Annotated in this window: 23 protein-coding genes; 21 read left to right on the forward strand and 2 right to left on the reverse strand. The window is 53.5% G+C overall.

The features are described from left to right. The first annotated feature begins 1 nt into the window (after position 1). From ACOTX1_RS22340 to ACOTX1_RS22355, 4 genes are all read left to right on the forward strand, one after another. A complete protein-coding gene (locus ACOTX1_RS22340) occupies positions 2-544 on the forward strand; it encodes a glycoside hydrolase family 108 protein (RefSeq protein ID WP_137041942.1) in 543 nt (180 codons plus the stop codon). Beyond that, positions 541-813, forward strand: coding sequence for a hypothetical protein (locus ACOTX1_RS22345; protein WP_219356294.1), 273 nt, complete (start codon positions 541-543; stop codon positions 811-813). The genes ACOTX1_RS22340 and ACOTX1_RS22345 overlap by 4 nt, the downstream gene beginning before the upstream one ends. 4 nt (positions 814-817) lie before the next feature. Further along, entirely contained in the window at positions 818-967 is a 150-nt protein-coding gene (locus ACOTX1_RS22350) for a hypothetical protein (RefSeq protein WP_039268941.1), read from the forward strand. A 177-nt stretch (positions 968-1,144) separates the two neighbouring features. After that, complete coding sequence (locus ACOTX1_RS22355; RefSeq protein ID WP_137041944.1) at positions 1,145-1,396, forward strand: hypothetical protein; 252 nt, start codon at positions 1,145-1,147, stop codon at positions 1,394-1,396. 175 nt (positions 1,397-1,571) lie between these two features. On the opposite strand, the gene ACOTX1_RS22360 is transcribed toward ACOTX1_RS22355, so the two are convergent. Together ACOTX1_RS22360 and ACOTX1_RS22365 are read right to left on the reverse strand one after the other, a co-directional pair. Then, complete coding sequence (locus tag ACOTX1_RS22360) at positions 1,572-2,165, reverse strand: hypothetical protein (RefSeq protein ID WP_058691318.1); 594 nt, start codon at positions 2,163-2,165, stop codon at positions 1,572-1,574. Positions 2,166-2,255: 90 nt separating this feature from the next. After that, the gene (locus ACOTX1_RS22365; protein WP_126501490.1) at positions 2,256-2,474 is read right to left on the reverse strand and encodes a hypothetical protein; all 219 of its coding nucleotides are present in this window, start codon (positions 2,472-2,474) and stop codon (positions 2,256-2,258) included. Between the two features lie 32 nt (positions 2,475-2,506). Between ACOTX1_RS22365 and ACOTX1_RS22370 the strand changes: the two genes are divergently transcribed. The 17 genes from ACOTX1_RS22370 to ACOTX1_RS22450 all read left to right on the forward strand — a co-directional run bounded on the left by ACOTX1_RS22370 (position 2,507) and on the right by ACOTX1_RS22450 (position 17,052). Further along, positions 2,507-3,082, forward strand: coding sequence for a terminase small subunit (locus ACOTX1_RS22370; protein ID WP_232969748.1), 576 nt, complete (start codon positions 2,507-2,509; stop codon positions 3,080-3,082). Then, positions 3,079-4,650 carry a terminase gene (locus ACOTX1_RS22375; protein WP_048218138.1) on the forward strand — a complete coding sequence of 524 codons (1,572 nt, stop codon included), beginning with the start codon at positions 3,079-3,081 and terminating at the stop codon, positions 4,648-4,650. Before ACOTX1_RS22370 ends, ACOTX1_RS22375 begins: the two co-directional genes overlap by 4 nt. Positions 4,651-4,654: 4 nt before the next feature. Continuing rightward, positions 4,655-6,058, forward strand: a complete 1,404-nt coding sequence (locus ACOTX1_RS22380; RefSeq protein ID WP_063613867.1) for a DUF4055 domain-containing protein — start codon at positions 4,655-4,657, stop codon at positions 6,056-6,058. Between the two features lies 1 nt (position 6,059). Beyond that, entirely contained in the window at positions 6,060-7,166 is a 1,107-nt protein-coding gene (locus ACOTX1_RS22385; RefSeq protein WP_232969749.1) for a hypothetical protein, read from the forward strand. 3 nt (positions 7,167-7,169) lie between these two features. Further along, positions 7,170-7,379, forward strand: coding sequence for a hypothetical protein (locus ACOTX1_RS22390; protein ID WP_059596206.1), 210 nt, complete (start codon positions 7,170-7,172; stop codon positions 7,377-7,379). A gap of 107 nt (positions 7,380-7,486) precedes the next feature. After that, the gene (locus ACOTX1_RS22395) at positions 7,487-8,239 is read left to right on the forward strand and encodes a DUF6651 domain-containing protein (RefSeq protein ID WP_059596207.1); all 753 of its coding nucleotides are present in this window, start codon (positions 7,487-7,489) and stop codon (positions 8,237-8,239) included. Positions 8,240-8,256: 17 nt separating this feature from the next. Then, positions 8,257-9,396, forward strand: coding sequence for a P22 phage major capsid protein family protein (locus ACOTX1_RS22400; protein WP_232969750.1), 1,140 nt, complete (start codon positions 8,257-8,259; stop codon positions 9,394-9,396). Positions 9,397-9,435: 39 nt separating this feature from the next. Further along, positions 9,436-9,717 carry a hypothetical protein gene (locus tag ACOTX1_RS22405; protein ID WP_063136209.1) on the forward strand — a complete coding sequence of 94 codons (282 nt, stop codon included), beginning with the start codon at positions 9,436-9,438 and terminating at the stop codon, positions 9,715-9,717. Positions 9,718-9,719: 2 nt separating this feature from the next. Further along, positions 9,720-10,202 carry a DnaT-like ssDNA-binding protein gene (locus ACOTX1_RS22410; RefSeq protein WP_045626288.1) on the forward strand — a complete coding sequence of 161 codons (483 nt, stop codon included), beginning with the start codon at positions 9,720-9,722 and terminating at the stop codon, positions 10,200-10,202. Position 10,203: 1 nt separating this feature from the next. After that, entirely contained in the window at positions 10,204-10,557 is a 354-nt protein-coding gene (locus ACOTX1_RS22415) for a hypothetical protein (RefSeq protein ID WP_063862893.1), read from the forward strand. Positions 10,558-10,559: 2 nt separating this feature from the next. Next, positions 10,560-11,159, forward strand: coding sequence for a hypothetical protein (locus tag ACOTX1_RS22420; protein ID WP_232969751.1), 600 nt, complete (start codon positions 10,560-10,562; stop codon positions 11,157-11,159). After that, entirely contained in the window at positions 11,149-11,595 is a 447-nt protein-coding gene (locus tag ACOTX1_RS22425) for a phage tail terminator-like protein (RefSeq protein WP_045892365.1), read from the forward strand. The genes ACOTX1_RS22420 and ACOTX1_RS22425 overlap by 11 nt, the downstream gene beginning before the upstream one ends. A gap of 46 nt (positions 11,596-11,641) precedes the next feature. Continuing rightward, positions 11,642-12,574, forward strand: a complete 933-nt coding sequence (locus tag ACOTX1_RS22430) for a phage tail tube protein (protein WP_022651627.1) — start codon at positions 11,642-11,644, stop codon at positions 12,572-12,574. A 122-nt stretch (positions 12,575-12,696) separates the two neighbouring features. Continuing rightward, positions 12,697-13,266, forward strand: a complete 570-nt coding sequence (locus ACOTX1_RS22435) for a hypothetical protein (RefSeq protein ID WP_131657237.1) — start codon at positions 12,697-12,699, stop codon at positions 13,264-13,266. Between the two features lie 89 nt (positions 13,267-13,355). Further along, on the forward strand, positions 13,356-13,694 hold the full coding sequence (locus ACOTX1_RS22440) for a phage tail assembly chaperone (protein ID WP_045892367.1): 339 nt from the start codon (positions 13,356-13,358) through the stop codon (positions 13,692-13,694). A gap of 17 nt (positions 13,695-13,711) precedes the next feature. Further along, positions 13,712-13,999: a DUF1799 domain-containing protein gene (locus tag ACOTX1_RS22445; protein ID WP_022651625.1), complete on the forward strand. Its 288-nt coding sequence runs from the start codon at positions 13,712-13,714 to the stop codon at positions 13,997-13,999. Continuing rightward, positions 13,999-17,052 (forward strand): phage tail tape measure protein, encoded by a 3,054-nt coding sequence (locus ACOTX1_RS22450; protein WP_232969753.1) that lies wholly within the window; start codon positions 13,999-14,001, stop codon positions 17,050-17,052. The genes ACOTX1_RS22445 and ACOTX1_RS22450 overlap by 1 nt, the downstream gene beginning before the upstream one ends. Positions 17,053-17,190: the final 138 nt, after the last annotated feature.

Genomic DNA, 17,190 nt, shown 5'->3' on the forward strand with positions numbered 1-17,190 from the left:
CATGACCAAAGACGATATCTTTAACACCATCCTCGGCAAAGAGGGCGGTTATGTTGATCACCCGAATGATAAGGGCGGGCCAACGAACTTGGGAATTACTCAGGCAACTGCCCGCGCGCATGGTTATACCGGTGATATGCGAAATCTTACTCGTGAGCAGGCTCTGGCGATCCTTGAGTCTGATTACTGGTATGGCCCGCGCTTTGACCAGGTGGCAGAAGTATCCCCTTCTATTGCCGCCGAACTTTGCGATACCGGTGTGAACATGGGGCCATCGGTGCAGGTTAAATGGTTTCAGCGCTGGCTGAACGTTTTCAATAACCAGCAGCAGTTCTATCCGAATCTGATCGCCGACGGGCAAATCGGCCCACGTAGCATCAGCGCGCTAAAGTCCTTCCTGGAGAAACGAGGCGGCGAAGGGGAAATCATATTGCTTCGCGCACTGAACTGTAGCCAGGGCCAGCGTTATCTTGAGCTGGCAGAGCAGCGGCCGGCTAACGAATCATTTGTTTATGGCTGGATGCGCGAGCGGGTGAGCCTATGACGACACTCAAATCTGTACTGGCGGCAATCGGGGTTGCGATCCTGATGGTGCTTGGTGCCTTTGGTCTGGGCCGTTTTCGCGGGCGTGAACAGGCTGAAGAAAAATCAGACCGGCAGCGCACAGAAGAAAAGGCCGCATCCGCTGAAGCAGTAGCCAAACGCCGGGTAGAAGCAACGAAAGAGGCCAGCAATGTACAGCAAACTGTTAACCATATGTCTGGCGACGATGTTGATCGCGAGCTGCGGGACAACTGGACCCTTAAAGGTTGAAGTAGTGGACACGGCTTGCGACTGGGTTAAACCCATATACGGAACGGATCACGACTGGGATGTTCTGGACCGCCAGACGAAGAAAGACATCCTGGCGCATAACAAAGCGTGGCAGGTGAACTGCCAGAAAACAAAAGAATCGGGGGCAAAGTGATGAAAACTAACCAGTGCAGTGAAGGTTTCGACAACCCATCCAAGTTCCGCGAGGAATGGGATAAGCAGACCGAAAATAAGTAGGTCGTTACAGAAGCTCTTCACTGAGGGGCTTCGATAATGCTTTTAAAATAATGGCTTAAGTAATAATCTGATCCTTCACAAAAAAGGAGGCATCATGAAGTACGCTAAGCTTATTTCTACGCTTATTTTCGAGAGTTCAGATGGGGAAAAATATAAGTACGATATTTTTCAAGATTTCCCTGCGGCAGATTTCTACGCTGTAATTCATGCCCAACAGGAGGTCTCTACTGAAAAGTACGGCAACTGCCCGACGTGGATAGTAATCAACGGCTATTTACGGTTGGGTCCGCTTAACCCAGCTGCATGTGATGAAGAATGCAAAGCTCATTTCATGAATCATTATTGACGGCGTAGCCCTCATCCCCTTAGTTGGCATGGCTTTGATTGCCATCACAAAGGCCACTCCATCCTAGTGGCTTTTTTAATGGCTTCAACCTGAAGGGCTAAATCATGTCCAGCATCTACCAAATCACCCTGACCACCCAAACAGGCGAAACCTTCACGGGCAAGATGTCACGACGTCAGCCTAAATTGGTAAACGGTGATGTGTTCAGTCGTAAGGTGTAAATGTTGAACGTATATGTGGACATCACTGTTCCATGCACCTCAATGCAAACTGATTTTTTCTGACAATCTTGTGGGAAACATGCCAATTCTTCTAGGGTTTTCACATAGGGTGATATGTTATCGGCATCGCGTTCGAGGAACTTAACTTTCCCAATTTTGGGATGGGAAGAAACGGTTCTTTGTTGAATTACATGAACAAAATGAGATGTTTGTGAAACAACGGACCTTGAGAGGTCTGTGATAATGTCTTTTTGCACCTGTTCATATAGTAAATCTTTTGGATAGTGATGCTTTAACTCTATTGTTGCAATACTGCATTCGTCTTCGCAAGATAATGGCCGTTCATAGATCGATAAATCTACAGCGCCAGTTCTAAGTTTTGGATGCTCACTTATAGCAATAACCGAACTTATCTGATTTATGATAACTACTAATTCATCACGTATCTGAGTTTCGTGCTTACGGTTGTAGAAGTAAGTATTAAGCTCGTACAATTTTTGATGCATTCGTTCATGGTTTATTGCTTCCAACAATAAATTTTGAATCATATTAGTCCCTTATCAATTCAAAGCGTTATAAGGATTATGCATGACGAAACCGGACTGGAGCGTACTTCAGCATCGGTTAACTGTTGTAGTTTAAACTCGTTTTCCGTCCACTGATACACTTGCCTGAGCTGAACTATTTGGTATGTAAATTTTGACTTTTGATCCACTTTCGGTAATCACCTCAATCGTCACAGATGTTGATGGTGCGCCAGTGTCATCGCCTGTGAAGGCAGTAACGATTTCTTCAGAGGTTCTATCCTCAATGATTGGCATAAGGTCGCCGTTAACCAAGCCAGCGTAAATTTTCACGTTCCCCATCAGCACCTCACAAAGGTATTAAAATGGCACTCACCGACAAGCAAGAGATGTTTTGTCGCGAGTACCTCATCGATTTAAACGCCACGCAAGCGGCTATTCGGGCGGGGTACAGCGCTAAGACTGCTAACCGCACTGCGTCCGAAAACCTGTCAAAACCTGACATCCAGTCCAGAATTGCCGAACTTAAAGCGCAACGCAATGATCTGGTTGGCATAAATGCGACATATGTCCTGAATCGTCTCGTTGAGATTGACCAGATGGACGTGCTCGACATCCTCAAAGACGACATGACTCTGAGGCCAGTAAGCGAGTGGCCTTCATCCTGGCGGAGATATCTTAGCGGCTTCGATGTAGCTGAGATGTTCGAAGGCCGCGGAGAAGAACGTGAGATGGTCGGGCTGCTTAAGAAAATTAAGTGGCCGAATAAAGTAAAAAACCTCGAGCTGCTCGGGAAGCACGTAGATGTGATGGCTTTCAAAGAGCAGGTGGAGCAGAAGGTCACTGCAACCCACTGCATTATGCCGGTACCGTCCTGCGATAACGTAGACGACTGGGAAGCAGCAGCGCAGAAGCAACAGAGCGAGGTTCTGGGTGGATGAATTACAAAGCCGTCTGGAAACCTCTGCCGGGATCGCAATCGCTCTCCCTGAGCTGCCCGTGTAACGAGATCCTCTACGAGGGCACGCGTGGGCCGGGCAAGACCGCTGCTCAGCTGGCGCGCTTTCGTCGCTTGGTTGGTTTGGGCTACGGCTCGTTCTGGCGCGGTGTCATTTTCGATACCGAGTATAAAAACCTCACCGACATCATCACCCAGTCGAAGCGTATGTATCGCCTATTTAATGACGGTGCGCGCTATCTGGCGTCAGCATCCGAGCTGCGCTGGGTATGGCCGACTGGAGAAGAACTCCTGTTTCGCTTCGGCAAGGAGGAGGGCGATTACTGGGATTATCACGGGCAGGAATTCCCGTTCATCGGTTTCAACGAACTGACCAAGCAGCAGTCATCTGAGTTTTACGAGATGATGTTTTCCTGCCGGCGCTCATCGTTCCGGCCAGAGAATTACCCGCTGGAAGATGGTTCATTACTTAAGCCGATCCCGCTGGAGACTTTCAGCACCACAAACCCGTTCGGCATCGGCCACACCTGGGTAAAAAAACGATTCATTGAGCCGGCGCCGCGCGGCACTATCATTCGCGAAACACAGAAGGTGTTCAACCCGCAGACCGAGCGGGAAGAGGACGTCACGCTTACCCGCGTTGCGATTCACGGCTCGTTCAAAGAGAACCCGTACCTCGATCCGCAGTACATCGCAACGCTGATGGCCATCAAAGACCCGAATCGCCGTAAGGCGTGGGTTGAGGGCTCGTGGGATGTTACCAGCGGCGGACGTTTCGACCATCTGTGGAATGCCTCGCATCATGTCATCAAGCCATTCCGCATACCGGATAGCTGGACGGTCGACCGCTCGCATGACTGGGGCGAATCGAAACCGTTTTCCAACCTCTGGTGGGCACGATCCGACGGAACCGCCGCAGAACTGCCTGATGGCCGCCAGTTCTGCCCGCCTGCTGGGACGCTGATTCTTATTGGCGAGTGGTACGGCTGCCCACCGGACGAGCTGAACAAAGGCCTGAATATGTCATCAACAAACGTCGCTAAGGGCGTTGCCTGGGTAGATAAACGGCTGGTGGGCGATGAACTTGCTGAGCCTGACGAAATCAAGCTTAACGGGGTGACGCAGGGGCAACTGAACATCATGCCTGGCATCTGCAAGAAGGTTACACCGGGCCCGGCTGACAGCGCCATTTACAATACAGGCGATGATGAACTCTCCATTGCGCAGAAGATGGAGTCCCAGGGCGTTAAATGGCTTGAGGCAAACAAAAAGCCGGGATCGCGCGTTAACGGCGCCGCTCTGTTTGCCGATATGCTCGAAGCTGTCAATGAAGGTAAGAAACTGGAATCCGGCATCCCGGAGAAACCTGCATTTTACGTATTCGACTACTGCCGTGGCTGGATCAGCCGTGTGCCGGTACTCGTGCGCGACAGTAAAAACCCCGACGATGTAGATACCCAACAGGAAGATCACGACTGGGATGCTACCCGATATGCCGTTCTGCATTCACCGCCGAAGAGAGTCGGCAAAGTCACCAATCTGAGGCTCTAACTCCATGCCTGACATTTCAACACCCAATCTGGACTATGGGAACATGGTCGAGGCGTGGGATATCAACGATGCCCTGATGGGCGGCACGCTCTATATGCGACAGCTGGGCGAGCAATATCTACCGCGCTGGCCGAAAGAAGACAGGGAGGACTACAAAAAACGTTTGGCCGTGGCCACGCTTCTGCCAGCCTACGAAGAGACCATTAAGCAAAACATCGGGCGTGTATTCGCCGAGCCTATTAAGCTTGCCGAGAATGTGCCGGATCAGCTGCGAGAGTATGCGAAAAACTTCGACCTTGAAGGGACGCGCCTGGACGTATGGGCACAGGCATTCTTCGGTCTGGCGATGCAGTATGGCCTCTCCCACGCGCTGGTGGATTATCCCAGGGTGGACACCGAAAAGGTGAAAACCAAAGCTGAAGAGAAAGCTACCGGCGCGCGCCCCTATGTCACCATGCTCAATCCACGCCAGGTAATTGGCTGGAAGTCGAAAATGGTGGACGGCAAAGTGGTGCTGACTGCGCTGCGTATCAAAGAGGTTGTGGTCGAAGACGGCGACGACTTCGGGCAGACCAAGGTCGAGCAAATACGGTACCTGACACCTGGAAAGGTGGAAATTTACCGCAAGGCTAAAGATGCTGACGGTGCCGCGAACTGGGCGCTATTCGAGGAGTGGCAGACATCCCGCCAGGATATCACTCTGGTTACGCTCTACACCAAACGCACCGGGTTTATGTGTGGTTCACCTCCATTGCTCAATATGGCCCTGCTGAACATTAAGCACTGGCAGAGCCAGAGCGAGCAGGACAACATTCTGCATGTCGCTAGGGTGCCGTTGCTCACGGTGTTCGGGCTGGAAGAGGGGCAAGAACTGGTGATTGGCTCATCCTCTGCCACGTCATTCTCCGATCGGCAAAGGCAGGGCCTGGAATACGTCGAGCATACAGGTTCCTCCATCGGTGCTGGCAAAGAGTCGCTGGCAGAGCTGGTGGAGCAAATGCGACAGGCAGGTGCGAAGCTGCTGCGCACCGAAAATACTTCTACCAAGTCGGTAGACCAGACCTCTGAAGAGAAAATGCAGGAGCAGTCACCGCTCTACACCATGGCGACAAGCCTGGAAGATGCGATCGACAATATCCTGCAAATCATGGCTGAGTACATCGGGGAAGCGGAAGGCGGCAACGTTGACGTACGCACCGAGCTGGATGTCGAGTCGAAAGAGTTTAATCCACCAGCGGCGATGGCCATTCAGTCGCTGCGCCAGGGCGGTGACCTTCGTCGTATCGATGCGATCAAAGCCCTGCAAAAACTCAACCTCATTGATGCCGACGCTGATCCCGATGTAGTTCTGAGCGAGTTACTTGCTGAGTCAGCATCTTTAACTGAACCGCCACCTGGCGAGGTGTAATATGGCTCGCTCGGTAAACGACAGGTTGCAGGATGAGACAATAGCTCACGGGCTTTACGTGACGCGCTACGGCACTGGCGTTGCCCGGCGAATGGTGGCGCTTCTTAACAGGATGGATGCTGATCTGGCTGCCCGGATGCTGGTGCTGCTGGAGGGTAAGCGTGCCGACACCTACAGCGCGCGCCGCCTTGCATCGCTACTGGCTGGTGTGCGGGAGCTAAACCAGCAGGCCTACGAACCGGTCAATGCTGCTCTGATGCGCGAACTGACTCGTTACGCTGATTATGAGACCGGGTATCAGTTTGACCTGTTCAGCAGCCTCATTCCCGGCCAGGTGCTTAAGCACGTCCCGCTGCAAAGCATTGCTCCAGAGCAGGTCTACGCCTCTGCGGTGGCGCAACCTTTTCAGGGGAGATTGCTGAAAGAGTGGGGCAAGAAACTCGAATCAGATCGGCTGGAAAAAATTACCAGTGCCGTGCGCACCGGATTTCTTCAGGGTGAAACCGTCGAGCAGATTGTGAAGCGGGTCGCCGGCACGCCGCAACTCCACCGCCAGGACGGGGTTATAAATGTTTCACGTCGTGACCTTGCAGTAGTAACCCGCACGGCGGTGAACCATGTGGCCGCTACAGCGCGCCAGGAATTTGCACTGGCCAACAGCGATATCGTAAAGGCCAAGCAGTGGTCTTCGACGCTGGACACCCATACCAGCCAGTGGTGCATAATCCGAGATCGCAAACTCTATTCGCTCGATGGTAAGCCGCTGGGCCATGCAATCCCATATCTGCGCGGGCCCGGCAAAATTCATTTCTGCTGTCGCTCATGCGAAATTCTGATCACTAAATCGTGGGAGGAATTGCAGATAGCCTCTGGCGAACTGAGCAGCGCCACACGCGCTTCGATGGATGGACAGGTGCCATCGCATACCAGCTATGCCGAATGGCTCGTCAGGCAGCCGTACGCACGGCAAGAACAGGTGCTGGGCGTTACTCGCGCGCGGTTGCTGCGTGACGGCAAAACCACTGTGCCTGAGATGTTCAATGACGCCGGGGAGTTTTTGACCCTGGACGAACTGCGCCGCGTGGATGCGTCGGCGTTTGAGGAATAGGGTATGCGTAACGAAGATTTTCACTACGTTGGTGATGGTCGCGGAAGGCGAAGGGTGTTCGTTAATGGCAATGAGATAAAGAGCTGTATATGGGCTGATGTCAAACGTGGTATCGCCTGTATTCATCCACACCCGCTACGGATCCACAAGCGAAAGCGGGATGAGATTTACTCTCGCAAGCTGCGCGGTGACATAACCATCGAATTTATCTAACAGGCTGCCTTCGGGCAGCTTTTTTTATGCCTGCCGCTGAGCGGATGCGACGCGGTGCCCGGGTCGGATGACCCATTACGTATGGCCGGAAGGCTGGAGCAAAAACAATGAAACTCAAACTTGATGCTAACGGAAATGTGGTTGTTGAAAATGGTATGCCTGTGTACGTCCATGACGACGGCAAGGAGATCCCGTTCGATGCGGTCGCAGCGATGAACAAAATCACTTCCCTGAATGGCGAGGCGAAAACTCACCGTGAAGCGAAGGAAGCGGCGGAAGCCAACCTCGCGAAATTCTCTGGCATCAGCGACCCGGCCAAGGCGCTCGAAGCCCTGGAGATGATGACCAAAATCGACCAGAAAAAACTGATCGATGCTGGCGCCGTTGACCAGGTAAAGGCGGAGATCACTAAGGTCTTCCAGCAACAGCTCGACGAAGCGAACGGAAAAAATCAGCAACTGGAAAGCCAACTGTACGACGAGATGATTGGCGGGCGCTTCGGTGGCTCCAAATTCATTTCCGAGAAGATGGCGATCCCGAGTGAGTTCGTGCGTTCGTACTTCGGGCAGAACTTCAAAATCGAAGACGGCAAGGTTGTGGCTTACGACGGCCAGGGCAATAAGGTGTTCTCTCGCACCAAGCCCGGCGAGCTGGCCAGCTTCGATGAAGCGCTGGAATCTCTGGTCGAGTCGCACCCGCAGAAAGACTACATCCTCAAAGCGTCCGGCAACAGCGGCGGTGGTTCTCACCAGTCGCAGCATCAGGCCGGGCAGAAAACCATGAAACGCGATGCGTTTGATTCCCTGGACGCTGCTGGCAAGCAATCAGCACTGAAAGACGGCGTCAGCATCGTCGATTAAATCGAAAGGAGCCATAAATGGCAGGCAATACCCTTACTGGTCTGATCCCGACCATCTATACCGCGCTGGATGTAGTGTCCCGCGAGCAAACTGGTTTTATTCCTGCGGTGGCGCGTGACGCGAAAGCAGATGCAGCAGCCAAAGACCAGACCGTGCGTGCACCAGTCGCGCCTCCGGCCACTACTGAAGATATCGTTCCAGGGCCGTCTGCACCTAATTCTGGTGATCAGACTATCGGCGGTGTGGATGTAAAAATCACCAAATCCAAAATGGCCCCAGTGAAATGGAATGGTGAAGAGCAGCTGGCGCTTGGCCCAGCAGGAACCTACAACACCATCCTGGCAGATCAGTTCAAACAGGCTTTTCGTGCTCTTGCCAACGAAGTTGATGCTGATCTGGCCGCGCTGTACTTCAACTCCTCGCGCGCAGTTGGTACGCCGAAAGATACCCCGTTCAGTGTTAAAGACGATTTGTCTGATGCTGCACTGGCCCGCCAGATTCTGACGGATAACGGCGCGCCAACTACCGATTTACGTATGGTGCTTGGCGGTGAAGCGATGGCGTCCATCCGCGGTAAACAGGCCGTCCTCTTCAAAGCGAATGAAGCAGGAACCGACCAGCTGCTGCGTGAAGGCGTTATCGGTCGCATCATGGGCTTCAATCTCCATGAGTCGTTCAGCATCAAGCGCACCGCGAAGAGCACCGCTGCGGGCTATAAGGTCAACGGTGCGAAAAAAGAAGGCGATATCATCATTGCCATCTCCGCCGGAATTGGTGGTATTGCGGTTGGTACCGCGGTGAAGTTCGATGGTGACGACAACCAGTATCTGGTCGTTGCGGCCACGTCCTCCAGCATCACCATCAGCTCACCGGGCCTGCGTCAAGACCTGGCAGACGAGACGGCCGTCACCGTACTCAGTGAGTTCACCCCGAACATGGCGTTTGACCGTGGGGCATTCCTGCTGGCCAGCCGTACCCCGGCGATGCCTGAAGGTGGCGATACTGCTGATGACGTCATGAATGTGACCGACCCGAAATCTGGCATCACCTTCCAGGTTGCACTGTACCGCCAGTACCGTCAGGTGCGTTACGAAGTGGGTCTGGCATGGGGTGTGGCATCCGTGGCGCCACGCCATTCCGCCATCATCATGGGTTAACCCAGGGGGCTTAGGCCCCTTTGTTTTTCAGGAGGCCCAATGGCCGGATTAACCAGAGAACAGCGCGCTCAGCGTGACGCGGAAAAGCTTGCAGCTCAGCAGGCTGCTGATAATAACCCTGCCCAGCAGGAACAGCAGCAGGAACAGCAGCAGGAACAGCAGCAGGAACAGCAGCAGGAACAGCAGCAGGAACAGCCAGGTATTGAGCTGGTGGTCATGGTGCGTGATATCCCAGAGTTTCCCGGCGGTCCGCTGCGCGCTGATGTTCACCCTGCTGAAGTGGATAACTGGCTGGCGCTGGACTGGCGTCTGGAGGAATAACCATGCTGGTTGCCGATCCCCATTCGCCGGACTTTAACAGCTACGCCAGCGTGTCCGACTTGCGGGTCTTTGCCGCCGCGCGCGGATACACCATACCTGCCGAAGATGGCGAATGCAGCCAGATGCTGATGCAGGCTATGGACTTTCTGGAAGGAAGGACCTGGCGTGGTCAGCGCTCCAGCGCATCTCAGCCTCTATCCTGGCCGCGCTCCGGCGTACGCTTCGATGGTGTGGACCTGCCGGATGATGCTATTCCACAGCGCCTGATTGATGCCCAATGCCGCCTGGCTATCGAGTCGCAGGAGATTGACCTCACGCCGTCGGTCTCCGGTGGCGGCGCGGTCATAGCTGAGAGCGTACAGGGGGCGGTCTCTGTGCAGTACGAGCCGGGAACGAATAAGGCCACTCCATCATTCCCCTGGTTCTATTCCTCGCTGCGCGGGCTTGTGGTGGGCGGCAACCAGGTCCGGATCGAAAGGGGGTAGCATGGCAATCGACTATCGCCGCATGCGCGCCACGGCAACGCGGCTGCTGACGGAGAACGGCAAAGCCTACCAACTGACTCGCGGAGGTACTACCACCCGCGATCAGTACGGGAAAGAGGTTATCACCGAGCCAATTACAGCGACCGTTACCGGCGTTATCACCGAATACTCCACGCGTGAAGTCGACGGTTCACTGATTGCTACGGGCGATAAGAAACTGGCGGCCACGTTTGAAACGGAAGTGCGCATTGGCGACCTCATTGATATCGACGGCAAAAAGTGGCGCGTAGTTCAGCCGAATCCGGTTAAGCCCGCAGACGTGCTGATTTCCTATAACATCCAGCTGAGAACCTGATTATGACCAGTTCTGCAAATCAGCCGTTCCTGGCTGCCATTCAGTTGTTCGTAGATGGTTCAAAGCAGGAGATTGAGGAGGCGGTCCGCCGGACGGGTATCAAAATCCTCGGGCGGTTGGTGGACATGTCACCTGTCGGGCAGCCAGAAATCTGGCAGGTAAACCAGACGGCATCAGCCTATAACACCGCGGTGCGAGAGCATAACGCGGCGCTACGTGATGATCCGGCCAACCTTACAAAAGCAGGGCGGCTCAGGCGAGGCCTGCGTGTCAACGATTCGATGGACATCAAAAAGCCAGAGGGTTATGTCGGCGGGCGATTCAAAAATAACTGGTATGTGGGTCTCGACAGCCAGCCTACAGAGACGCACGATACCCCAGATGCTTCCGGGCAGGGTTCCAACACCCGCGGGCTGGCGGTGCTCGAAGTGTTCCGGGTGGGGCAGGTGAACTCGATTTACTTTACCAATAACCTGCCATATGCCCAGGCGCTGGAGAATGGTCATTCGAATCAGGCGCCCGGCGGCATGGTCGGACTGATCGCACTGGATGCTGCGCAATATTTCCGGGAGGCAATGAGCGAGGTACGCAATGGTCGGTGATCAGTCCATGCGAATAGCTGACCTGCTGGAGAGCCGGGTAGCCATAATCTCGGCCTCTCTCGGCTTGCCGATCGCCTGGCCGAATATCGTATTTGATCCACCGGATGCGCCATACGCCCGTGTTTATGTTTTACCTGCACAAACTGTAGGTCAGGACATAGAAGGTCTGATGCGTACCTATCAGGGGATCTTTCAGGTAAACATCATTACTCCCGCAGGCTCAGGCGTGAGCCAGGCGAGGGGGCTGGCTCAGTCGGTGGCAGATGCATTCCCTGAGGGACTGCCGCTGATGGACGGTGATTTGACGGTTTACATCAACGGGCCGCCGCAGGTGAGACAACCCATCCAGGACCGGCCAACCTCGGCGCCCAACGGGTCCAGTGGCTCCATAACCTACACCATTCCCGTCAGCATGCAGTACCGCGCTGACTACTGACCCGCCATCTGGCGGGTTTTTTATTACCTAAATTCAGGAGAGTGCTATGGCATTCGCAATCCCTAACGGCTCGCGTGTGAACGTGGCCAAGGCCTATCAAGCCCCAATCACCTTTACCGCAGCCTCTAACGCGACGGAATGCGAACTGACCGTTGCATCGGCCTCCGGCATTCTGGCCGGTGACGTAGTTCAGGTGAGTTCCGGCTGGTTAAAGCTCGATAACATGGTGCTGCGCGTAAAATCGGTGACCAGTAATAAAATCGTGCTGGAAGCATTCGATACTACCGACACCACCAAATTCCCGGCAGGTACTGGCGCGGGCACGCTGCGTAAAATCGACTCATGGATCACCATGCCTCAGGTGATGACATTATCAACTGAAGGTGGTGACCAGCAGACCATCAGCGTGCAGTTCCTGGAAGATGACAAAGCGCGCACCATCCCAACGTTTAAAAACGCAGTGGTTCAGGTTTACACCTTTGCACATGACCCTCAACTGGCGATCTACAAACGCCTCATTGACCTGGATGACTCCAGCGACACCACCGCGGTCTGGTTCCATAACCCACGCGGCAAAGCCGATCGTTTCTACTCAGCCAAAGTATCGTTCCAGCGCGTGCCGCGCACGGAAATCAACGCCGTGGAAAGTAACGAGGCGCGCATGAACTTCGAATCGGACATGCAGATTTACCCGATCGCCGATTCATCCGTGACGCCTCTGGCGTTCCTGACTGACCTGCCGGCCACCAAGTCGGTTGCCACAGGTGCAGCGCTGGATCTGGCAGTCGTAATGAAGGGCGGTTCAGCACCTTACACCTACGTTTGGAAGAAAGGCAGCACCGCTATTCCGGGCAAAACCGCATCGACGTTCAACATTTCGTCCGTCGCATCCGGTGATGCTGGCGTTTATACCTGTGAAGTCACCGATGCCGCGGGCAAAACCATCACCTCTGCTGCGTGTACTGTCACGATCAGCTAACCAATCAGGCCCGGTACGCCGGGCTTATTTATATACCTCCATACAAAGGTGTTCCAGCAGCTCTCCGCGGTGTGCCTGTTAAAGTGCTTTCGAATATACTCATCCAAAAAAGTGAGGTTTTTATGGATGAGAAAGTGATGGCGTTGGCCACTCTAAAGGCCGCTCAGGATGCTGCTAGTTGGGCATTTTGGTCAATGATAGGTACATGGGTTGCTGGAATAGCGACCTTTTTGGCAGTGTGTGTATCTTTGCATCTGGGTCTAAAAAAGCCTAAGGCACATATCAGTTGCCGTATAAATGTTGGTGTAACGTGGCAAGGACCCTATCAAAAGAAAGGGGTGATGATTGTTATTACAAATCTTGCGCTTTATACCGTAAAAGTTACAGCTATAAATTGGACATTCAAAAAAGATATTACGTTTTATCAACCGTTCCACTCACCATTATCAATGCAGCTGCCTCAAAAATTAGATTATGGAGAACAGGCAACTTTATGGATAGATATTGATGGTGGCTCTGAATGGATTGAAAAAATAGCATTGGGTTTAAAAGAACAAAATGCCAACCCCAAAGATTTTAAATGCGTTGTCAGTGTTACAACTGGAGAAAGCTTCACATTTGAAATCGAAAAATCTTTGATGGACAAAATAACAAGTAGTTACCAACAGATCTCAGAGGCTGAGAGCCGCTAATTGCAGGTTGGCTTTTATGCGAGTTGTACAATTACCATTATCCAATTTAAGACCCGCTCCGGCGGGTTTTTCATTTTTAAGGAATCGAAATGACCCAATTCTCCCTGATCCCAAACCCAACCTTTTCTGTGACCGCGAGCATTCCGCGCGCTGGCGCCGAAGACGGCAAGCTGACGTTCACTTTCCGCCATAAGACGCTCGAAGAGCTGCGTGCCATGGATGCGAAGATGCAAAAGGCTGCGGAAGGTAAAAAGGCTGTTATCGAGCCGCAAGCTGACTACCTCATGGAAATTGTCGAAGGATGGGCTCTACCGGACGAGTTCAACCGCGAAAACGTTATTGTCCTTCTGCAAAACTATCCGCGTGCTTTTGACAGCATCGGCATGGCGTACACCAAAGAGCTGATGGGGATTCGCGAAAAAAACTGAGGCAGGTCGCCGCAGCGTTGTATACGCCGGGTCCGACGCTCGCGGAGCTGAGCGCTTTTGGTTTGACGCCTGAGGACGTGGAGGAAGAGGTGGGGATCCTGCCCTCTGTGTGGAAGTCTTTCACCATCTTCTCTGCCCTGGCAACTCAGTGGCGCGTCGGCGCGAGCGGGGCGACCGGCCTTGATTATAATGTTCTCCCCTGGATGTTCGAGTTACACGGGGTTGAGGATGCGGCGACCTGCATGGCTGACCTTCAGATTATGGAAAGTGAGGCTCTCAAGGTAATGCATAAGGAGACGAAATAATGACTGACCAAATCGCCTCGATTACTTTGCGGGCCGATGTATCCGACCTGAAAACAGCCAGCAATGAACTGGATAGGCTCGGCGAGGCGGCGGCGGGCGCCGTAGATAAAGCCGATGATCTGAATAGTGTGTTCCGCGCTGGTGCTGAATCTGCGAAACAGGGCAGTGAAGGTATCAAGGAGCAGCAGAACGCGCTCAAAGGGTTACTGGAGAATATCGACCCGGTTACCAAGGCCTTAAACCGCCTGGATGAGCAGCAAGAATCACTGCGGAAATTTCAGGCCAAAGGTTTCCTGGATACCGAGACCTTTCAGGCTTACAACAAAATCCTGGACGACACCCGTCTCAAGCTGACCGACACCGGAGAAGCCGCGGCTCGCGCTCAGGCCGAATTAGCCGCTACCCAGGCGGCAGAGAAGCAGTCCGCAGCGTTAAAGAACCTGCTGGGTTCCATCGACCCGACAATCCGTGCGTTCAACTCACTGGATGAACAGCACGCACAGCTGGTGGCCCATTTTGAAGCAGGCCGCATTAACGGCGCGCAGTTCGAGCACTTCAACACAATCCTTAACCAGACGCGTGAGCGCCTCTCTGGTGTCGCTGACGTACTGCCAGAGGCGCTATCCCGGCAGGAAGCTGCTGCCCGGCGCGCTGGAATCTCCGTTGGGCAGTACAGCGCAGCGATGCGTACGCTTCCGGCACAGTTCACCGATATCGCTACGCAGCTGGCTGGCGGCCAATCTCCGTTCCTGATCCTGCTGCAACAGGGCGGGCAAATTAAAGACCAGTTCGGATCGGTTCAGGGGGCGCTGTCCGGTGTCGGCGAATACATCCGCAGTATGGCTGGGATGATTAACCCAACCATGATCGCACTTGGTGGTTTGATTGGTACGATCGGCCTGCTGGCTGCCGCGGCATACAATTCATCAGAGCAATTCGACCAGGTAGCTCGCTCGGTCATCATGATGGGAGGTGCTGGCTTCGCTTCAATGCAGCAGCTCAACGAAGCCGCTGAGGAGGTGGCCGGCAAGACGAATACATCGATCAGTTCCACCGTCGATACGCTGGTTACACTGAACGATACTGGCAAATATACCGCCAGCCAGATGAAGCAGATCGCAACGGCCATCACCCTCATGGGTAAGGCCGGAAACGATACCAAAACGGCAATGGCCGACTTCGGAAAAATTGTCAGCGACCCGGTTAAGGGGCTGGCCAGCCTCAATGAGCAATATGGTTTCGTTGATGAGGCTATGATTAAGCACATCATCCAGCTTCGTAAGCAGAAGGGTGAGCAGGCGGCTGTAACCGAAGCCATTAACCTGTTTGCTGGCGTCATGGAAAAACGCGCAGAGGAGACCAACAACGCGACCGATAATATCGGTCGAACGTGGGAAAGCCTGAAGAAGAGCGCTTCTGACACCTTTGGTGAGATAGGTGTTACCGTGCGCGCTTGGGGAAACCAGATCATCGATATCTTCGAACTGGTTAAGTCCTCGATCAAAGACTTGTTCCTCAATATCACCTCTCTGGACGCCAAGTTCACCAGCACCATCGCTGGCTGGGCAGACAAAATCCCGGGTGGCGGTGCGCTGGCTAATTTCCTCGGCATGGACGTTGAGGCAATGAAAAAGGCTGGAGCGGAAGCGGACAAAGAGATTGAGGCGAACAAAAAACGCTATAACGAGCTTTGGAAGCGCGTCACTGCGCCTAACGCACAGGCAAACTATGAGGCTGAAGCGCGAGGGGCCAACGTAAAAGGCGATGGCGGAACAAGTCGAGAATCGAGAGACGAAGTCTCTAAGCTTGCACAAGACTCAGCCAAAAAGACCAAAGAGGCAAAAGCCACGCTGGATGCAGGCGATCGCACACTGGAAAACTACCGCGCCCAGGCAAGGACCCTTACGGAAACGCTCGAAACCCTACGCCAGACCGGCGATCTGCACGCTAAAAATACCGAGTTCAGCAAACAGCAATCACGGTTTGCTGAATTGGATGAGTCTGCCAAAAACCGCGCGCTGACTGCACAGGAGAAATCTCTTCTATCGAACCGTGAGGCCATCCTCAACGCCGCCAAGGTGGTGGATCAGAAGAACAAGGAAGTAGAGGCGCAGCAGAAGATTAACGGCCTGGCGCAGCAGGCGAATAAATACGTCACGCAGATGTCGGAAAAGACAGAAGCGTTGCGTGGCAGTGCTGGCCTAAGCAGTCGTCAGAGCCAGCGCATGATGGAAGAGGCTCAACTCCGCCAAGGCTGGCTCAACGGTGGTGGTAAGCTTGATGATGCTGGCTATGAGAAAGAACTGGTAGCCCTCAGAAATTATTACGCTGAAGAGGATAAGCTGCGCGGCGATTGGAAAGCTGGGGCTGTTGCTGGATGGAATGAATATTTGGATGCCGCTACCAACACCTATGACGCAGTGAAGAACGTGGCTAGCTCCACGCTGACAGGCCTATCTGACATGCTAACCAGCCTAATGACGACGGGAAAAGCCTCAATAAAAGAATTCGGCAAATCGATGCTTAAGATGATTATCGAGGTGACAAACCGACTGATGGTTGCCTATGCGGTGCAGGCCGCGATGGGCTGGATAAGCGGTGGCAGCAAAGGCGGGAGCACACCAGGGGGATCTTACGCGAACGCTGCCGCTGGCCTAACTTTTAACGCTAAAGGCGGTGTTTATGATTCGCCCGGGCTCAGTAAGTACGTTAACGGTGTTTACGATACGCCTCAGTATTTCACCTTCCAGGGCGCATCGAAGTTTGCGAAAGGCGGTGTTTTCGCAGAGGCTGGTGAAGAAGCTATCATGCCGCTAACTCGGGATTCTGCCGGGCGGTTGGGTGTACGTGCCCAAGGCGGAGGCAGTATGGCCCCGGTTATCAACACCACGGTTAACGTCGATGCTGGTGGTTCCGTAACAACCCAAACATCCAGTTCTGGAGATGCTATGGGGCGCGCACTTGCTAATGAAATGCAGAACGCTGCGTTGCAAGTAATACAGAAGCAACTTAAGCCTGGTGGCATAATTTACAACTTCAATAAAGGACGGTAGCGATTTACCTACCCCTTAGATATGATGGCAAAGTGAATCGCCACGGATAATCTAGACACTTCCGAGCCGTTGATAATACTGGTTTTCATATTCTGTCGGTGACATCTGTTCGCTAGAACCATGCCGACGCTTACTGTT

Source organism: Enterobacter cloacae complex sp. IR5401 (genome assembly GCF_049238425.1).
GTDB lineage: Bacteria > Pseudomonadota > Gammaproteobacteria > Enterobacterales > Enterobacteriaceae > Enterobacter > Enterobacter hormaechei_C.

Coding starts and splice junctions, on each gene's coding strand:
- ACOTX1_RS22340 (WP_137041942.1), top strand. CDS start 2: ATGACCAAAGACGATATCTTTAACACCATCCTCGGCAAAGAGGGCGGT.
- ACOTX1_RS22345 (WP_219356294.1), top strand. CDS start 541: ATGACGACACTCAAATCTGTACTGGCGGCAATCGGGGTTGCGATCCTG.
- ACOTX1_RS22355 (WP_137041944.1), top strand. CDS start 1,145: ATGAAGTACGCTAAGCTTATTTCTACGCTTATTTTCGAGAGTTCAGAT.
- ACOTX1_RS22360 (WP_058691318.1), bottom strand. CDS start 2,165: ATGATTCAAAATTTATTGTTGGAAGCAATAAACCATGAACGAATGCAT.
- ACOTX1_RS22370 (WP_232969748.1), top strand. CDS start 2,507: ATGGCACTCACCGACAAGCAAGAGATGTTTTGTCGCGAGTACCTCATC.
- ACOTX1_RS22375 (WP_048218138.1), top strand. CDS start 3,079: ATGAATTACAAAGCCGTCTGGAAACCTCTGCCGGGATCGCAATCGCTC.
- ACOTX1_RS22380 (WP_063613867.1), top strand. CDS start 4,655: ATGCCTGACATTTCAACACCCAATCTGGACTATGGGAACATGGTCGAG.
- ACOTX1_RS22385 (WP_232969749.1), top strand. CDS start 6,060: ATGGCTCGCTCGGTAAACGACAGGTTGCAGGATGAGACAATAGCTCAC.
- ACOTX1_RS22390 (WP_059596206.1), top strand. CDS start 7,170: ATGCGTAACGAAGATTTTCACTACGTTGGTGATGGTCGCGGAAGGCGA.
- ACOTX1_RS22395 (WP_059596207.1), top strand. CDS start 7,487: ATGAAACTCAAACTTGATGCTAACGGAAATGTGGTTGTTGAAAATGGT.
- ACOTX1_RS22400 (WP_232969750.1), top strand. CDS start 8,257: ATGGCAGGCAATACCCTTACTGGTCTGATCCCGACCATCTATACCGCG.
- ACOTX1_RS22405 (WP_063136209.1), top strand. CDS start 9,436: ATGGCCGGATTAACCAGAGAACAGCGCGCTCAGCGTGACGCGGAAAAG.
- ACOTX1_RS22410 (WP_045626288.1), top strand. CDS start 9,720: ATGCTGGTTGCCGATCCCCATTCGCCGGACTTTAACAGCTACGCCAGC.
- ACOTX1_RS22415 (WP_063862893.1), top strand. CDS start 10,204: ATGGCAATCGACTATCGCCGCATGCGCGCCACGGCAACGCGGCTGCTG.
- ACOTX1_RS22420 (WP_232969751.1), top strand. CDS start 10,560: ATGACCAGTTCTGCAAATCAGCCGTTCCTGGCTGCCATTCAGTTGTTC.
- ACOTX1_RS22425 (WP_045892365.1), top strand. CDS start 11,149: ATGGTCGGTGATCAGTCCATGCGAATAGCTGACCTGCTGGAGAGCCGG.
- ACOTX1_RS22430 (WP_022651627.1), top strand. CDS start 11,642: ATGGCATTCGCAATCCCTAACGGCTCGCGTGTGAACGTGGCCAAGGCC.
- ACOTX1_RS22435 (WP_131657237.1), top strand. CDS start 12,697: ATGGATGAGAAAGTGATGGCGTTGGCCACTCTAAAGGCCGCTCAGGAT.
- ACOTX1_RS22440 (WP_045892367.1), top strand. CDS start 13,356: ATGACCCAATTCTCCCTGATCCCAAACCCAACCTTTTCTGTGACCGCG.
- ACOTX1_RS22450 (WP_232969753.1), top strand. CDS start 13,999: ATGACTGACCAAATCGCCTCGATTACTTTGCGGGCCGATGTATCCGAC.